General features: G+C 36.8%; 11 protein-coding genes. 10 read left to right on the top strand and 1 reads right to left on the bottom strand.

Features of this window, described 5'->3' with window-relative positions:
- The first annotated feature begins 2 nt into the window (after positions 1-2).
- The 7 genes from traN to MKJ01_RS09965 all read left to right on the top strand — a co-directional run bounded on the left by traN (position 3) and on the right by MKJ01_RS09965 (position 12351).
- Positions 3-869: a conjugative transposon protein TraN gene (gene traN / locus MKJ01_RS09995; RefSeq protein WP_241613766.1), complete on the top strand. Its 867-nt coding sequence runs from the start codon at positions 3-5 to the stop codon at positions 867-869.
- 319 nt (positions 870-1188) lie between these two features.
- Positions 1189-3183 (top strand): type IV secretion system DNA-binding domain-containing protein, encoded by a 1995-nt coding sequence (locus MKJ01_RS09990; RefSeq protein ID WP_241613767.1) that lies wholly within the window; start codon positions 1189-1191, stop codon positions 3181-3183.
- Positions 3180-4016: a M23 family metallopeptidase gene (locus tag MKJ01_RS09985; RefSeq protein WP_241613768.1), complete on the top strand. Its 837-nt coding sequence runs from the start codon at positions 3180-3182 to the stop codon at positions 4014-4016. The genes MKJ01_RS09990 and MKJ01_RS09985 overlap by 4 nt, the downstream gene beginning before the upstream one ends.
- A 33-nt stretch (positions 4017-4049) precedes the next feature.
- Positions 4050-4742, top strand: coding sequence for a hypothetical protein (locus MKJ01_RS09980; protein WP_241613769.1), 693 nt, complete (start codon positions 4050-4052; stop codon positions 4740-4742).
- 62 nt (positions 4743-4804) lie between these two features.
- Positions 4805-6457 (top strand): DUF6449 domain-containing protein, encoded by a 1653-nt coding sequence (locus MKJ01_RS09975; protein ID WP_241613771.1) that lies wholly within the window; start codon positions 4805-4807, stop codon positions 6455-6457.
- Between the two features lie 67 nt (positions 6458-6524).
- Positions 6525-7205: a hypothetical protein gene (locus MKJ01_RS09970; protein WP_241613773.1), complete on the top strand. Its 681-nt coding sequence runs from the start codon at positions 6525-6527 to the stop codon at positions 7203-7205.
- Positions 7198-12351 (top strand): SNF2-related protein, encoded by a 5154-nt coding sequence (locus MKJ01_RS09965; RefSeq protein ID WP_241613776.1) that lies wholly within the window; start codon positions 7198-7200, stop codon positions 12349-12351. The genes MKJ01_RS09970 and MKJ01_RS09965 overlap by 8 nt, the downstream gene beginning before the upstream one ends.
- A gap of 199 nt (positions 12352-12550) precedes the next feature.
- On the opposite strand, the gene MKJ01_RS09960 is transcribed toward MKJ01_RS09965, so the two are convergent.
- The gene (locus tag MKJ01_RS09960) at positions 12551-12712 is read right to left on the bottom strand and encodes a hypothetical protein (protein WP_368366349.1); all 162 of its coding nucleotides are present in this window, start codon (positions 12710-12712) and stop codon (positions 12551-12553) included.
- 246 nt (positions 12713-12958) lie between these two features.
- On the opposite strand from MKJ01_RS09960, the gene MKJ01_RS09955 reads away from it, so the two are divergent.
- From MKJ01_RS09955 to MKJ01_RS09945, 3 genes are read left to right on the top strand one after another with little or no spacing between them, the layout of a single operon-like run.
- Positions 12959-14890, top strand: a complete 1932-nt coding sequence (locus tag MKJ01_RS09955) for an ATP-dependent endonuclease (RefSeq protein ID WP_241613779.1) — start codon at positions 12959-12961, stop codon at positions 14888-14890.
- The gene (locus tag MKJ01_RS09950; protein ID WP_241613780.1) at positions 14890-16701 is read left to right on the top strand and encodes a UvrD-helicase domain-containing protein; all 1812 of its coding nucleotides are present in this window, start codon (positions 14890-14892) and stop codon (positions 16699-16701) included. Before MKJ01_RS09955 ends, MKJ01_RS09950 begins: the two co-directional genes overlap by 1 nt.
- Positions 16702-18753 carry a caspase family protein gene (locus MKJ01_RS09945; protein WP_241613783.1) on the top strand — a complete coding sequence of 684 codons (2052 nt, stop codon included), beginning with the start codon at positions 16702-16704 and terminating at the stop codon, positions 18751-18753.
- Positions 18754-18802: the final 49 nt, after the last annotated feature.

The following is an 18802-nucleotide window of genomic DNA, read 5'->3' as shown; positions in this document are numbered from 1 at the left end:
TAATGAGAAATTTATTATACAGTCTGACCCTGTTTACAGTAAACCTGTTAACCGCACAAACAGCAACCACGGAGCAGATCATTTCTGACCTGCCGGAACTTGAGATCAGCGAAGAGATCAACCTTCATATGATTTCACCGGAACCCATTCAATACGTTGACCTTTCCACTGATAAACTGACCGGGGACCTCCCTGCCAACAATATCGCAAGGATTAAAATTACCAATAACAATACCTGTGATAAGGATAAAAAAAAACAGTCCACACCTTTTTTCACCGGAAATACAGTGGGTATCATCACGGTTGTCGGGCAATCTTTCATCGCGCAGTATAAAGCGGTTTATAGAAACGCAGATAATCTCAATACGGTTACCAATATCCACATTCAACCCGAAGCGATGCAGCCTATCGAGTTCGATAAAATGAGCTTCTCAAACCGTGAACTCAGACAGTTTGCTTTGGACATCATTCAGAATAAAACCGATAAAAAGCCGGTCAGAACTGAAAAAAACCTGAATCTCAGTATGCAGCTTAACAATGTATATGTAATGAGCGATTATATTTTTCTCGATATGACCTTTAAAAATACTTCCAATCTGAGCTACGATCTGGAGGCTCTTAAGTTTTCAATAGAGGATAAAAAGATCCATAAGGCAACCAATAATCAAAGCATTGAAATGACACCGGTTTTCCAGCTGAATTCTCAAAAGCACTTCAGGAAAAACCTCAGAAATATATATGTCTTTAAAAAGTTTACCTATCCGAACTCAAAAGTGATGATCATACGACTGATCGAAGAACAGCTCTCCGGTAGGACCATCGAAATGAAAGTGAACTATTCAGAAATTCTTAAAGCGGATACATTCTGATGAATTTAGAAATTTTGACAAAATACATAAATGTATTTTTTGGAACGGGGTTCGGGTTTTTGTTCATCATGTTTATATCAGAACATTTTAGCAAGAAAAAGCAAATTAGGGAGAATAGGTTGAAAGAACAGTTTTTAGATCTTGAAAATCAGATCAATTCTTTAGATCTAAAAATTTCCCAAGCAAACGAAATAAATGAAATCTTGAAAAAACATATTAGTGTAAACAGGCGCAATATTCAAAATTTGGAAATAAGGAATACCAGATTAAAAAATAGGGTTGACTACTTTAAAGATCAAATAAATAACTTAAAACGGCAATGCAAGAACAACAACATCAAATAAAGATCTACGGATTCCTGCAAAAGGCAGTTTATGCTGTCGTTGCATTGGATTGCGCTTCCCTTTTTTACCTCCATACTCAAGTCCCGGTAATCTCCAACCTATTGAAGAACTTCTCGAAGATGAGCTTTATTTATCCGCCAGTTAATGCCAAGTTTGCCACACTCATTTTGATCGGGTTGGTTGCTGTCGGGACAAAAGCAAAAAAAAAGAAAGACCTCAACGTTGCAAAGGAGATCATTGTTCCAATGGTGCTGGGACTGGCTTTGATGTTCTGTTCCCTATTTTGGCAGAAGGAAGCAGGAGACGCCAAGCTTCCAAAAGTCTTCCCCGGGATGAACCTGTACCAGGTCATTTATGCGGTTCTCTCTTTTCTGGGTGCTGTAATCCTTCAGATGGGCGCAGACAGCATCTCCAAGCTGATGCAGCAGAAAATGGGAAAAGACCGATGGAACGTGGAAGAAGAATCTTTTGACCAAAATAAGGAGCTGGTCAATACTGATACCAGCATTAATATTCCTTATCTGTTCCGGTATAACGGCAAGATCAACAAAGGCTGGATCAATCTTAATCCATTTCGAGGAACTATGATCATCGGAACGCCAGGCAGCGGTAAATCTTTCGGGGTGATCAATCCGGCCATCCGTCAGATGATAGCCAAAGGTTTCTGCCTGTGTATCTACGATTTCAAGTTTCCGGACCTAGCACAGATTGCCTACTATCACTATTTGATCAAAAAAAGTAAAGAATCGGAATACAACTATCAGTTTCATGTCATCAACCTGAATGAGGTCGAGAGATCAAAAAGGGTCAATCCTTTTCATAAAAAGTATATTCAAACCCTTGCGGAAGCACAGGAAATGGCGGAATCCATGGTGTCCTCACTACAGAAGGGCGGAAGCAGTTCAGGAGGAGGATCGGATGCGTTCTTTACCCAATCTGCGATCAACTTCCTCTCATCCTGCATTTACTTCTTTGCCACCCTGGAAAACGGAAAATATTCAGACCTGCCTCATATTCTCTCTTTTATGAACCGAAGCTACCAGGAAATCTTTGATACGCTTTTTACCAATGAAGAAATAGGCTCGCTCCTTTCTCCGTTCAAAACGGCATACGACAATAAAGCTTTTGACCAGTTAGAAGGGCAGATCGGAACATTGAAAATATTTCTCTCAAGGTTAGCTACCAAAGAAAGTTTCTGGGTGTTTTCAGGAGATGAAGTGGAACTGAAGATTACCGCCAGGGAAAATCCGTCCATCCTGATTTTGGCTTCAGATCCGGGCACACAGGATATCAATTCCGCATTATATTCATCGGTGTTAAACCGCACTTTGCGACTTATCAATTCCAAGCACAATCTGCCGGGAGGCATTATTGCAGATGAGTTCCCGACCATTTATATCCATAAGATCGACAACGTTGTCGCAACCGCAAGAAGTAACAGGGTTGCCGTGTTGCTTGGACTTCAGGAGATTCCGCAGCTCCGCCAATTTTATAAAAAGGAGGTAGCGGATACCATTTCTTCCATTGTCGGAAATATTCTTTCCGGCTCTGCCAGAGATAAAAATACGTTGGATTGGTTGGAAAAACTGTTCGGAAAGATCAAGCAGAAATCTTATTCGCAGTCCATATCACAGCAAGGAACAACGACCAGCATTAATGAAAAAATGGACCACATGATTCCGGCCGGAAAAATAGCAGCATTGAAGACCGGCGAAATGGTGGGAATGATCGCGCAAGGAGAAGAAAACGATGCGGAAGAATACAAAACGTCAGCAATTCATGGAAAGATCGATCTGGATATGAAAGCCATTAAAGCGGAAGAAAAGAACTACGTTCCGATGCAGGTCTATTATTCATTTCTGGACAAAAGGGGAATTAACCGCAAAGAGGAGGTTCTGATGAGCAATTTCCGGAAGATCAACAAGGAAGTCGAGCTTATTGTTAATGAATTTATAAGACCAGCCTCATGAAAACACTTAAAACATACTTTTTGATCGGATTGCTTTTATCTTTTCATTGCGCTGTATATGGGCAATTCAACACGCTTACGCCTGCATTGCCAAAGAAAACAGATAATGCTCAGATCTTGGAGAAGACGGGAGAAAATAAAGTTCTGAAACAGCAAAAAGGCAAAAAATTCCGGAAGGATATTTTTAGTACGATCTCTAAAGCAGACCTGAAAAAAGAACTGGACTCTCTGAAAACAATGATCAAAGAGAATACAGAGTACGACATTAAAAAATGGAATATACAGAATGTGAAGGATTCCCTGATTTTTCAGCTTCACAGTAAAATTATTGATGAACAAAAACGAAATAGACCTCTAACGAAGAATGGCCTTGAAAATAAAATTGAAAACATAACGTTGCCAAAGATCGCAATGCCATTAAACCGGGGAATTTCAGTGACATCATCTTACGGAAGGAGAATACATCCAATATTTGGAAAGTCAAAAATACATAACGGCATTGACCTGAAAGCCTACTTCGAAAATGTATATGCCGTAATGGATGGAATGGTTAGCGCAACAGGCTGGGATCCCAAAGGCGGTGGAAATTACATCAAAGTAAAACACTACAACCGGTATGAAACAGCTTACCTGCATCTCTCAGAGATCTATTACAAAGTTGGGGAGCTCGTAAAAGCGGGTTATGTCATTGCCAAAAGCGGGAATTCCGGAAATTCTACAGGAGCACACCTACATTTCGCAGTCAGGGAAAATGGGAAGTACATCGATCCTGTCCATTTTCTCAATGACCTTATCGTAGCAGATCATTGGCTTGTTACATCCTATCAAAACTAAATATTCTTACACTCTAACGAAAAATATCATCATATGGAAAATAACAATTTACCCACGGAAGAACTGAAAACCTATGGCATCATCAATGAAGACCTGACATTTTCAAAAAAGTTAAGTGCTAACGACGTCCAAAAGTTTCTCCGAGGCTATACGATTGTCGCTGATAATGACAGGAACCGCGCTACTTTTCAACTCACCGACAATAATACCCAGCTGAAGGTCATCTTTCTTGAACGGGACAAAAGCCTTGCGGAAATTCTGGAAAATAGCAAAGAAAAAGTCCAGTACACGGACATCAAAGACCTGTCAAGATCTCCGGACCAATGGAATATCGAAAAAAAAGCATTCATCTTCGATAAGGAAAACAGTAAAACAGTGGAATTCGATTTTATTAAAAATGCCACTGAGCTCACCGCTATTATTGCCGATCAGAAGGACGTGCAGGAACTCAGTCGCTATAAAGCCGAACTACAGAAACTGAAAAATTACCTCTACGATAAAATCGACCAGTACCCGGAAATCGCCAAAGCAATTTCTAATGATATAAACATTGTCTCCAGGGAAATTGATTCCGTTACGAGAATATCTGTAAAAGATAAAAGAATGCACAATGGTACTTCAGATGTTCAGCTCAACGTCAATGATAAGGATCGCTATGAAGACGCCAACCGCAATCGGGAAAATGAGGAACAGCAGCAGGAAGAAAAACGAAGATTCAAAAGATAAGTCCTTTAAGAGAAACTGACTAATTCCTTAGAAATATATAAACCTTAACGTAAAAAATAACAATGGATCTATTTGAAAATTACCACCTACTTCCGGAAGAATTGAAGGCGGTCCTGGATAAATGGCAGCAAAAAGAAGCAAGCGTTGGACTTGATTACAAGGATTGTAAAGCTTTTCAGGAGGAATGTGAAGCTGTCGGTTACACCTTCGACTATCAATTAGATGCTCAGCCATTTGATCTACGACCTGTAAGTTCAGACAATCTACCATTAAATAATTTGATCGATCATCATAATACCGACAATATGATATCAACAAATGAAACGCAAGCAGCTGATCTTCCAAAAGGATGGAGTTGGAATGATTACGATGATGGAAGCGGTTCCCTGAAAAGTCCGAATGGGAACAGCTTTTATGGTTATGATCTGCAAACCCAGGAATACCGATTACCGTGCGGTAAAAACGAGTGGACAGGTATGAAGGTCTCTTTTGATATTTCACAAAGCCTAAGCGAATTTAAAAGCTTTGCGGAAAATGATCTGAAAGAAAAGGCCCTACTCAACCTTCTTTCCCCGAAGCTTTCCGACCAAGAAATCAATGATCTCCTCGATCACAAAAATAGTACAAAAGAGAAAAAACTTATACTGGAAGATCTGAACATCACCCAACACCAAAGGGAGAGCTACCTGGAAGAGAAAGAATTCGGAACAACAAGCGGAGACTACGCTTTAACTGAGCAACAATTAAGACAACTACCGGATTTCATTGATGGACACCAGCTATCTAAGAATGATAAATACGAGTTGGCTTATGGCCTACTTCAAAAACAGCAGTACGCAGAAGCTTACTCTGTATTGCCGGGAGGTGAAATTATCAAAATGTTCCTGGACGAAGAAGAGATGTCCGCATACAGGCCATTATCAATCAATGAAATAAAATATAACGATCAAAATTCAAACATTATGGAAACACAAAAAGATTTCGACCAGGTGCAGTACCTGAAAGACCAGCTGAAATATCTAGGTTTCGGCGAAAGCGAACAGCTTCACAAAGATCTCGAAAAAGGCATTAGATCCAGCAAAACGCAATTTGAACTAAAAACGTCCTCTGATAAGACATTGCCTGAAAATAAGGTAGGGTTTCTATTGCGATTTAACAAAACGGATAGCGGGGGTGTATTTTTCAATTCTTACCATGCAATCCTGGATAATGACAAAAATGAGACCATCCATCAGAAATTCCAGGTCAGCAAGGAGCATACATTCACCGCTAAGGAAGCCGTGAATCTTCTGGAAGGGCGCGCCGTTAAAATAGAATTTAAAAACCCGAAGACCGAACAGATGGAACCGGCGTTTGTCCAGTTAAATTTCGATGAGCCAAAAACCGATAACGGAAACTACTACTTCAAGAACTTCTATAAAAATTATGGGGTTGATACATCGAAGATCGTAGAGAAAGCAAATTTGATCTTCGATAAACCGGAATGGAAGGATAATGCTATAAAATCGTTGGAGAAAGGAAATATCGTCAAAGTAAAATTTCAGCAGGACGATAACGTCATAGAGGGAAAAGCAGTTCTGGACCCTCAGAACAGAAACCTTAAACTCTATGATAATGATATGAACAGGCTGAATACCAATAAACCTTTGGAGGGTTTGGAACAAGATAATAAGCACGAAAAAAATAACGTGAAAGAGCAGAGCATCAAACGATAACGAAATACCTGACCAATATCCGAAAGCGGCAGGTCTTATGGTCTGCCGCTTTTTTAAAATCAACACGATGAAAATAAAATTGACAATATTATCCTTTGCGATCATTCTATGCTTTAGCTCCTGCCACAAGGAAGTCAGATCCGAGAAAGGAGGAATTGATATCATTTCCAATGTCTATTTCGAAGCCTCCAGAGGCCTTGAAAGGATGCAGAGCTTCCACATTTCCAAAATGAGCTACTCAAACGATAACCTGATAGAGATCGTTCCCGACCGAACCTTTCCGGAAATGAGTAAGCAGATCTATTTTATCAAAGATTCTCTCTGCTATGCAATAGGCTACGAAAGAAAGACCACCATCTTTTCGGAGATTGTCTTAAAACAAAAGCCTTTGCTCGTGTGGGATAAGAAAGAGGGTGCTGTTTTCTCAAAAGAATGGATCCCGAATTACAGGAACAGAAGAAAATTATCTGACACCGTTTTGTTTGGAAAGCAATACAAACGCTTTGAAATTAATTCCCCCTGGAACTATACCCGGTTCTACATTTACCCCACCGACACCATCCTACCCTACTCATTATACCGGCACGCGGAACTTGATTATCACGGCCGTTTGGAACGCATCGACTCTTACAATAAGAAGAACGACATCTTTGTCACGCTTCAATTGATTCCGAGAAAAAACTGGGATGACATAGCTAGAGAATTATTTGAGTTTGATCATTTTGTAACACGCAGTAAAAATGAGTGAGTCTTTACAAATTAACGATGACCTCACTATCATTGAAGGAAGTAAAAATGAACTGGTACTTTTTGCAAAAAGTGAGGATGCTAAGTCGTTCCAAAAACTTTTGGAACTTAACGGGCAGTCCAATAGCAGAACCCTTGTTACCCTTAATACCGCTGTCAATGCGAAGAAATTCATTAACCGGTTCCAACATTTTGAAGGTAAGATCTTTTTGTGTCTTGAAGCAAACCGGACAGGCGATGAGGAAACGCTGAAGATCCTGATGGATCTTAAAGAAAAGAATATTAAAGACATCCGGAAAATGTATGACATATCCGCCAATGGAAATAAGGATCTGTCTCAATATCTTGAGAACAAATTAGATGATCTTTATAAAAACAGTAATTTAGTCACATCAAAAGAATCAGAAAATGCAGCCACTACTATTAGACCAAACGGAATATCCGACACTCAGCAACTGGAATCCGGATCTGCTGGACGAGATTCTGGAAAACCTGTGCAGGACAGCCAATCCGAGCAAAAAGGAAATAACGAAACAGGACAAAATTTGGGCAGCTCAAATGCTGGAAATGGATCTTCAGGCGCAGAGCGGAGCAGTCTCACAGCCGGAGAACGAGGAAGAAGATCCGCTGACGGAACACAACCGCAGCATGCTGAAGAAAAACCTTCCTTGGGCAGAATCCTATTCGGGCGAATTGCACCCAACACAGGAAGAGCCAACGGACAAATACCCAAGATAAACACAAATTCTGCAAATGTTGCAGAACTAGACGGTCTCATCTCAAAATATAATGGTCAGAAGCTGACCAACCAGCAAGTTGCAGAAGTCGTTTCTGCAGCTTGTTTTATTTCCGAAAGCAAAGAGGTTGTTTTTAAGGATGCTATTGCCATTACCAATGAATTGAAAGACATCTGCAACCAGTTCAAAAGCGGCGGTGTCGCAAAAGAGGGTCGCGGCATTCTGGATGAGTATTACACCGATTGGAAAATCGTAGATGCCGTCCGAAACCTCATCACAGACAAATTTAAAAACAGGAAGGGAATAAACGTTTTGGAACCAAGTGTCGGGACGGGTAACTTTCTCTATGCCGCCAAAGACCTTACGCCGAGTGTCAATATTTCTGCTTTTGAGATCAACGAGACCACCGCAACAATTGCGAAAATACTGCATCCGGAAGCAACTATCAATCTCCGTTCTTTTGAATCTGAATTTATTGACGAGAAGGGAAACAAAAAAGAGCACTCTCAGCAATATGATCTGGTTATCGGTAATCCTCCTTATGGGGAACATCGTGGTCTCTATAAAGGGTTGGGTGAAGAACCTAAGATCTCCAAATACGAAGATTATTTTGTTAAACGCAGCCTGGATGTCCTGAAAGACGACGGGATCCTGGCGATGGTCCTTCCCTCCGGCTGGCTAAACCGCCAGAAAGAGCTTGAAAATGCTGAACTGCTTAAAGCTTTCCGGTTACCAACGGGATCATTTGCAGGAACACAGGTCGGAACGGATATCATTATCCTGAAAAAGTCCTCGCAAACAATCAAGCGTAATATCTCTGATCACTTCGAAAAGTTTCCTGAAAACGTTTTGGGTGAGATCCGTGAGAGATCGAACCGTTACGGACGGATGGAACTTTATGTCCACGGAACTTTGGATGATGCATTAGCAAGGCTACACAGGCTTGAAACCAAAAAGCAAACTGAGAGGATCGGAGATCTATTTGAAGACCTGCTTTTTGAGAATACCAAATCCGAAGCAAAAATACAACAAACAGTTCTGCCCGAAAAAAGTGGTGATCCGGAACACGAAACTGAAATTGATCTTTCAGGGGTTCAGGATAAACTCCAAACGGTCGTCTCTCAACTAAACGACATCAAATTCAAGTCACCGGCTATTTTAAAGGAGATCGAGAAATACACCAAGCTTCAAACTCAGCTGACTAATAATCCTAACAACTTCAATAAGGATCAACTGTCTGAAATTATTGAAAAGACCGATAAAATACTTCAGGCTCAAAATAAAAGAAAGGAATCTGAATACAGCGTCCAGACCAAACCGCAAATCAAAAAAGGAATATTAAAATACCTGTTTTCCAAAACAGATGAAGTAATCAATACTTCGCTTCAGAATAGCTCTGATATCAGCCCGCAACAGATTGAAGCTTTTCGGGACACGGATTATGACGGAACGATTAATAACAGGGGCAAACACTATCCATTCGCCAACTTTATAAACGGCAGATGGGTACACGACTTTTATTATGCGGAAGGAAACATCTACGCCAAGTTGGAGCAGCTTGAAAGGGACTTTGCCGATAAACATTCCATAGGTGGGACCGAAGACCAGTACGAAAAACAAAAAGCATTACTACAGCGTGTTTTGCCGAGACCAAAATCTATCGATGAAATATCGATCAGTCCCAATCACGAGTTTGTCCATCGATTCGCATTAGGACAGGTGGAAAAAGAGCGGTACAACTATAACACAAAACTAAGCGAGGTCGTCACTGTTGACTATAACCTGGCAGAGAAATTCAAAGATTTTGTCGGAACTCTATCAAGTGATGGTTTTCAAGGTTCTTCAGCCTGGGAGGTCAGACAGTTTGTGGATAATGAGACCGTAACGGGAAGTGATAAGGAACGAAATGCGTTGGTTCGGGACAGAAGAAAAGCTGCGGCCAATGATCTCTTTCAAAAATTTATCCGTGAAGAATTATCGGATGAGCTTAGGGAACGGTTTGTTAAAGACTTTAACAAAAATTACAACAACATTCACGTTCCCGATTATTCTAGGTTTCCTTTATTTTCTAAGATCTATAAGAATTTCAAAGGACAGGAATTACGATTAACCGAGGTTCAGAAAGCAGGAATAGGAAGGCTGACGACAAAGGGTGTCGGCTTACTGGCACACGAGGTTGGATTCGGAAAAACTTTATCCGGAATCCTCTCAATGCACGAAGCGATGGAACGGGGAAATTCCAAAAGACCGTTGATCGTGGTTCCCAACGACAGCATACTCAAGCAATGGGTCGAAACCATCTTTGAAACGATACCGGGTGCTAAGGTCAATGTATTAGGCAATCTCGGTAAAGATTATGATCTTTCAAAATTTGACAACAAGGACGGAGAAATTACCATCGTGACGTATGAGGGCTTCAACAACATAGGTTTTTCGGAAAATATTACCCAGGACCTCGCCTCAAAGTTCTCTTATATTTCCGAAAGTGAACTACGCAGTGTGAACTCGATCAGCGAGAGAGACTTCCAGAAAGAATTGGAAAAGACCAGAGAGGTGGAGGGTAAAATGAAGCGCGGAAAGATCTACGACTGGGAGGATTTTGGTTTCGACCATATGACCTTCGATGAAGTACATAATGCCAATCATATTGTGGGTAAGGTCAGAATTGAGGACCGAAGATTTTCCTCGGACTTCAGAAGTCAGAATCAACAGACTTCTAAATTAGGAATCAACACATGGATGGCTGCACAATATATTCAGGAGAAATACGACGGAAGAAATGTTACCCTGCTTTCTGCAACGCCATTCACCAACAAACCGCTCGAATATTATTCCATCTTGTCCCTGATCGCCAATAAACGGCTTGAAGAATCGGGGTACTTCAATGTCAATACCTTCTTCGAAACCTTTATGGAGGCGGATACCGATATGGAAATTGATGCGAAAGGTGATGTGAAGTTCAAAGCAAACGTCCGAAGATTTAGGAATAATTCTTTGTTTCAGCAGCTATTATCAGAATTTATTGACATCAAAGGCGAAGAGGATAATCCAGAATTGATTCGTCCTAATAAGATCAACAAAGAATACAAGATCGAGCAGAATGACCTGACTCGTGAGCAATATGATCTATTGACCGAGAATTTCAGCGAAACGGAAAAAGGGGCGATTCTTATCCATATTCTGAATGCGAGATTAATTGCCATTTCTCCGTATTTGTCGCCTTATTACGAAGGAGAATTTCCAGCTGTAGAAGAATTTATTGAAAATTCACCGAAGCTCAACGAAACGATGAACCTTATCCGGCAGAATAAAAATGACATTCCGGAAACCGGACAGATTATTTATTCAGAATTGGCAGTAGCTGAGTTTCAAAGGATGAAAGAATATCTTGTGTCGAATATCGGTTACAAGCCCGAGGAAGTGGGTCTTATTACTGGTGCTACATCCAAGACTCAAAGGATATCCATTCAAAACGATTTTAATTCCGGAAAGATCAAGATCATTATCGGTAGTGAGGCGATTCAGGAGGGGATGAATCTCCAGGAAAATACGACGGATCTGTACCTACTTTCCCTACCCTATAATTTTACGACTTTGAGACAGGTGGAAGGCCGTGCCTGGAGACAGGGAAATAAGCACGAGAATGTAAGGGTAAACTTCATGCTGACCAATGATAGTATTGATGTGTTTATGCTGCAGAAATTGCAATCGAAACAGGCAAGATACCTGGAAGCAATGAAAAAAGGTGCGGATGTACTTGATGTCTCCGATATCAGTACGCAAGAACTGAAAACGTCTATCATTACCAATCCGGAAACAAGGGCTAATATTGAGATCGAATTGCTGAAAAAGAAAATTGAAAGTGAGAAAAATAAGCATCTGGCAGATATTGCGTTCGTCCTTAGAAAACAGGAAGACTTTCTAAAAGTGAAGGAAATGGTAACCAAAGCTGAACAATCTTATAACAGGATCTTAGGCTATACTCAAAATCCAGACGAAAATACCGATTATTGGAAAAATCAACTTCCATCTTACCAGAAAACGATCGACCTGGCTAAAGCGGAAGTTCTAAAAACAATCGAAATCTTAAGTGAAAAAGGAGTTAATGTTGCAGAGATAGAAAAGCAAACTAAAAATACGGAAGCTAAAATTGCTGAATTGGATAAAAGATTAGAAGAACTTCCTGAACTAAAAATGGAACTATTCGATAAGTATAAAGCGGAAAAGGAAGAACGATTGAAGATTATTAATGAAAGAGATTTCATGAAAGAAAGAGATAATGAGAATCAAGCGCTATTTTGTTTATCTTCAAATAAAATCTCATCGAGCAAAGGATTTTTGGATCCTAGAACCAATCGAATAGAAGACTATTCTTATTTATATAATCAAGAACTAAAAAGAAGAAGATAATTTAAAATCTACTTTGGAAAACCTGTTCAAAATTTGAACTTTTTGCTTGCGGATTTGGGCAGAAATTTTTACTTTTACTACGTAAAATTTAATTAGGATTTTACCACTTTTTTTTGAAAACGACCTATTTAAGGCCATTCACAGAGATGCCACAGCGAAAATCTTATTCATAAAGCGATGGGAAAAGGGCACAAAATCCCTAACTGAACACCATAAAAAACAGGTGAAAATGCTGGCTTATATTATTATTTTCATATTCTATCAATGATTTCTTTTTAATTTCTGAGAATAGTTCTCTCCAAGCGGGTCGATTAAAATTTTTTGCAGAGTAATCTTCCCGATAAATTCTTTTGACTTTAATATTGTTGTATTTACAATACTTTAGTAATCTATCCTCCTGCTCTGGAAGGAATCACCTTTTCTTTTTTGTTCGTCCGCACTTACACGGACATACAAGTAAGCTGTTTTCATAAACCTAGTTATTTAATAATTAATTCCTTTAATACATGATTTCTTAAAAAAATAATCTCGATTAATTTAATTTTAAACTATTCATAAATATAGTTTACAAAAGTTTATTATATTTGGTTTAAACTAGTAACCAAATATGTATCTGTCATTTATAAGAATTGAAAACTATAAGGGTATTGAACTGATAGAAACTGAATTTGATCCTAAAATCAATATTATTATTGGTGAGAACGGAAGCAATAAATCAGCATTAGTAGATGCCATTAGATTACTTTATAATATAGGAGAACCTATTAGAGAAATTTCTGCGTCTTTTGACGATTTTCATCAAAAACAACTTCCATGTCCCAGTGGAGAAAATTTTACATACAAATCACCTTTCATAACTATAACCTATATTTTTAAAGGTCTTTCAACGCTTCAAAAAGGTGCATTTTATGAATATATGGTCATTGATCCAAATAATGCCGATGATGATTATGCAAAGATTTCGATAACTTATGAAGATAAAGGCGGAAAATATCCATATTATTCTTACAATACCGGTAATATTGATGGTCAAAAGGCTGATTTCAAAACCTTCGAATTATTTCAGCATTATTATCTAGGCGCATTAAGAGACAGCACACGAGATTTACTTAGTACCCGAAATAATATTTTAGGTAGAGTTATCCGAAAGTTTGTCAGGAGAGAAGAATCCGAAACCGAAATCGAAAATATAATCAAGGAGGCAAATAGCAAACTACTGGACAGAGATGAGGTAAGAAATACTCGGGAAGGTGTAAATACAAACCTAGACGGAATATTTAAAAAATTTATCGATAATAAAATCGGACTTAGAATTGAAGAAGCCAAGACAGAATATATTGTCAATGCAATTAAACCCTATTTACCACATAATAGGGAATCGTTAACCGATGAAGGGTTTCATTTATGGCAAAATAGTTTAGGGTTTAACAATCTTATTTATATTGCGGTTGTACTAGGTGATATAAAAGAGCAAATAAAAGATAACGGATTACCACATTTTGCATTGTTAATTGAAGAACCAGAAGCACATCTTCATCCTCAATTACAACTAAGTTTGTATAATTTTCTTACAAAAGCAAATGCTTCTGAAAATAGCCAATTATTTATAACCAGCCACTCACCCACTTTGACATCTAAAGTTCCACTCAAAAGTCTAATTCTATTAGATAATGGAAAGGCAAGCAAATTAGATTCTCATTTCAAAAATCGAAATACCGAAAATATAATTGAGGACACTACCAAAAATATTGTTTTAAGTGAAATAGATTATACAGCACGTCAAAAGAAATTAGAACGATATATAGACGTTACAAAATCTCAATTATTATTTGCAAAATCAGTATTATTTGTTGAAGGCATCTCTGAAGAATTGCTTATATCCGCATTTACCCAGTTGCAGGATTATTTTTTAGAAGATTATAGAACTGAGATTGTAAATGTGAAAGGAACGTCATTCTACCCATTTCTATATTTATTTAATAATATTGATGAGGCTAATAGAATAAACAAACCGATAACAATTTTAACAGATGACGACAGATTCACAGATTCTAAAAAAACAGAATATAGTTTTGCTCATTTAATTCTTGATCCAGCTTTACTAAATGCCTTAGATCAAGAAATTCAAAACGGAACCCAAGTTGCAAGAATTAGGAATCTTAATTCAGTAAAAAACAATGCAAACAATATTAAAGTAATTGCTTCATTCAAGACACTTGAATATGAAATAGCATTTCATAATACCAATTCAGATAGAACAAAATTTAGAGATAATTTCTTAGTTAAATATCTTATCCAAAGTCACAAAGATAGAATTGATGAAATCGAAGCTTATGCCCAGACATTTCCTGCTGACAATATTAGTCCAGAGGAAATAAGAAAGATTGCAATTTTGTTATGGAAAACGTTACCTTCAAAAGCAGAATTTGCACAAGATTTTTCAATTTATCTACTTGACAATTTAAGTGATGCTAAACATTCTTTTATTGTCCCAACCTATATTACTGAAGGTTTAAATCATCTAAAACAAGGATTGTAATGTATGATTTAAATGAAGAAAGATCAGCCTATCTCAATGCGAGAGGAAAAGTTATACTGAACGCTTGTCCTGGAAGTGGAAAAACAACCACAATTGCAAGAAAAATAATACATCTGCAAGAATTAAATGAAATCGGAGATTACTCCGGAATTGCTTGCTTATCCTTTACTAACTCAGCAAAAGACGAACTGAACGAGGCTTACACAAAACTTACAGGTAAAGTTATACAATTCCCCAATCACGTATCTACCATCGATAGTTTCATTAATAAATTTATAACATTACCATTTTACAATTTGTTAAACAGAAATTTTGGACGACCAAAAATTTTAGATCACATTAATATTTTAGATGATATGTGGAAAACCCGATATCAAGATAAAAAAGGAAATTGGAAGGACGGATTAAAAAGGCCTTTAAACAATGATGGATACAAAGCAAAAAACAATAGAAGTGTCTATCATTTATATCCACCTAGTGACATAAGGATTGAACCTAATAATTCTTATAGTATTAATGGAAACCAGCCTTTAGCCGAAAAAGTAGATAAACAGATATTTGTAAATTATTGTAAACTAATCAAACAAACCCAATTTTCAAAAGGTTTAATTTCAACTTCCGACTCGGCATATATAGCACTCCATTTACTAAGGAAGAATCCGAAAATATGTGAATGGTTAAGTCTTAGATTTCCATATATAATTATAGACGAGGCTCAGGATAATTCATTATTGCAACACGCTATTTTTGAAGAACTATCTAAACAAGGTCTGAAAAATATTGAATTAATTGGAGATCCTTATCAAAGCTTGTATGAATGGCGAGATGCTACACCAAATGAGTTTTTAAAAAAGTATAGTACTCAGTCTGATTGGCAATCTTTTGATTTAAGTGATAACAGAAGATCACCGCAAAGTATTATTGATATATTTTCATTACTAAGAAAATCTGATGATGTCAAAATCAACAGCTTAAATTGCATAGAAAAAGAAACCTCTGTAATCATTTATAAATACAATGTAAATAATTTTCAATCCATTATTAGCCATTATGAAAACTTTTGCGATGAAAACTTTTATACACAAAACAATATTGTAGCGAGAGGTAATGCCTTAAAAAATTTTTTATTGGGCAAAAAATTAGAACAAGTACCTTGGAGTTCTGAAATTCCTAAAGAAATCATTACAGCTAAAAATCTTTTTAGTGGCGGAGATATAAAAACTGCAATTAATGAAATCAGGAGAATATGCCTAAGTTTAATTTACAACAATTCAGACTATCATACTGTAAAAGATATTGAAAAACAAAAAAAAGAGGATCATCAATTTAATGCACTTCTAATCTCAATTTTAAATGAGCTTCCAAGTTTTGATCAATCAATAGCAGATTGGTCAAGTAATACCACTTCATTTTTAAAAGTGAAACTTGGTTTGGACTACGATATAGATTTTAAATTGAGAAAAAGAAAATCAAAAAATTTCGATAAAAAAACGCTCTCCGAATCAGTGAATCTTCACTTCAAAAAATCATATTCAGAATTAAATATTCCAATTACAACTATTCATCAAGTGAAAGGAAGAAGTTTGGATTCGATTCTTGTATTTTTCAATGAGAATAAACATAAGGATAATATTCTATTCAATGATATTTGCAACGATGATAATATCTTTCCGAATGAAGCAAAAAGATTAATTTACGTCGCATTATCAAGACCAAAATCACTTTTAGCGATGGCATTTCCAGATACTATAAGTGATGAAGAAATCTACACAAAATTTGGACAAAATTTAAAAATAATACCTTTAAAATAAATGCCGTCAAACAATTATATATTTGCTATTGGTATCGATGATTATTCTTCCCCTCTGTGGAAGAATCTTAATAATGCTGTGCTCGATGCAGAAACCTTAACCGAAATCTTAAAAAAACGATATTCGTTTGAAGCATTCCCAGACAATTTATATAATAGCAATGCTACAAAATCAGAAATATTCAATTCTTTGAATAGTTTAAATCAAATGGTAACTGAAGAAGATAGCCTTATTATTTTTTTTGCAGGTCACGGCAATATGGATCCAGCCACAAAAAAAGGGTTTTGGATTCCGACTGACGGGACCTTAGACAGAAGTACGTGGATAGAAAATTCAAGCATCAAGAATTTTATCAGCGACTGTCCTGCAAAGCATATTCTGCTAATAATAGATTCCTGTTTTTCTGGTACTTTCTTAACCACCACTAGAAACGGAAATTTAGAAAGAACATATTTAGATTTAAATTCAAAAAAATCCAGATGGGTTATTTCGTCCGGAGGTGAGGAAAAAGTCTCAGACGGATTACCTAATGAGCATAGTCCGTTTGGAAAAAAGATCTTTGATTTTCTAAATAAAAATGACAATGAGAATTCTTCTGTGTCTGAACTATTTAATTACATACAACTCCTAATATCATTAAGAAACAATCAAAAACCCCTATGTAATTATATAGACGGGGTTGGGCATAATGATGGTGAACTCGTTTTTACAATATCAGACAGTATCAAATCTAAAGTTACAAAAACGATTGGCATTCCTAATTCAGAAATACTTAGACAAGAATTTTTAGCCAATATTTCCACCGATAATAGATTAGCATCTGGAAAAGAAATACTAATTGTAAAGTCAATTTTTGATGACTACGATTTTATGATTATTGAAAATTTCAGATTCAATGATGAAAATGAGAAAAAGATAAAATTTATAGATAATAAAGGAATTCTTGATATCAACAATATCGAAAACAGCTGGGATGTAATAAGACGCTTCGCGACCGTTGAAGGAATGATAAATTATATTCAAAAATATCCAGAGTTCAATGGAGAGAAAACAATATTTCTTGGAGCACATCCGGATATTGGTTATGTAGAAGAGCAATTATATAGCATATATTACAGTCAGTATTTAACACAACTTTTAAATTCCAATCCTGATCAAATGCAATGCTTGCATTGTGGTGAGAAAATTACTGACAATGACAATTATTTAATCGAATTTGATGACTATGGCTACAGTACGGCTGTTGGAAATGTACATAACGATTGCTTAAGACCCATCGACAGAATTTTAGGAAAAAGTATTTATAAAGATATCGTACAAGACCACTATCTCAAAAACTTTGATTTTGATAAATGGATTCAATTACTTCAAGATGGTCAGGGGCAATTAGCATTTTTAAAAAAGCATAAAAATTTACCCGACATTAACATAATCTCTTGGAACCCTGAAAATCACTTGAATAATGGGAGTTATTGCATAAAAATTCTATTTGATAATGGTGATACTGATTATGTATTTGTAGGAAAGCAGATACAGAGATTCACAGAAAAAGAAATTGATTCTTTGATAAAAAGATTTACAGATGCTTTGACAAGTAAACCGTGTAAAATCATACAATCAGGAATTAACGGTTATATTGATACAATTCAAAATATTATTGAAGATGATCAAACCATTAGTTACGTGCTTTCCTATGAAAAAGTTCGCTACAGCAAATTATTGGAGAAAACTGAAACAACTATAATCAATGATTATACTCCACTTTGTTATTTCACTAACTCAAATGACGAATTGTTAGAAATTAATAATATGGTACCATTTATTTCTGATCCTCAAAGCGTTGAAGATTACATCAAAAACTGGCAATCTACTGAGGATATAGATGAAAATTATAAGATTAAAATTGTAGAATCAGATTTAGAATTAGCTAATTTAATTTCCGTGTATTACCAACAAAATAAAACGTTTGTAATTAATCCAATATTTGATGCAGATATCAAACAATTAAAAAAAGGAGCGATTATTAAACCAATTAATGAAATGATTAAATAAAAAAATGCTTACCAATTCAGCTACAGACTGCCAGACTTATTCATTATGT

The sequence above is a fragment of the Chryseobacterium sp. SSA4.19 genome, assembly GCF_022601875.1.
In the GTDB taxonomy this organism is placed as follows: domain Bacteria; phylum Bacteroidota; class Bacteroidia; order Flavobacteriales; family Weeksellaceae; genus Chryseobacterium.
The sequence above is the reverse complement of the archived record's forward strand: the minus strand, read 5'-3'. Positions and strand labels throughout refer to the sequence as shown.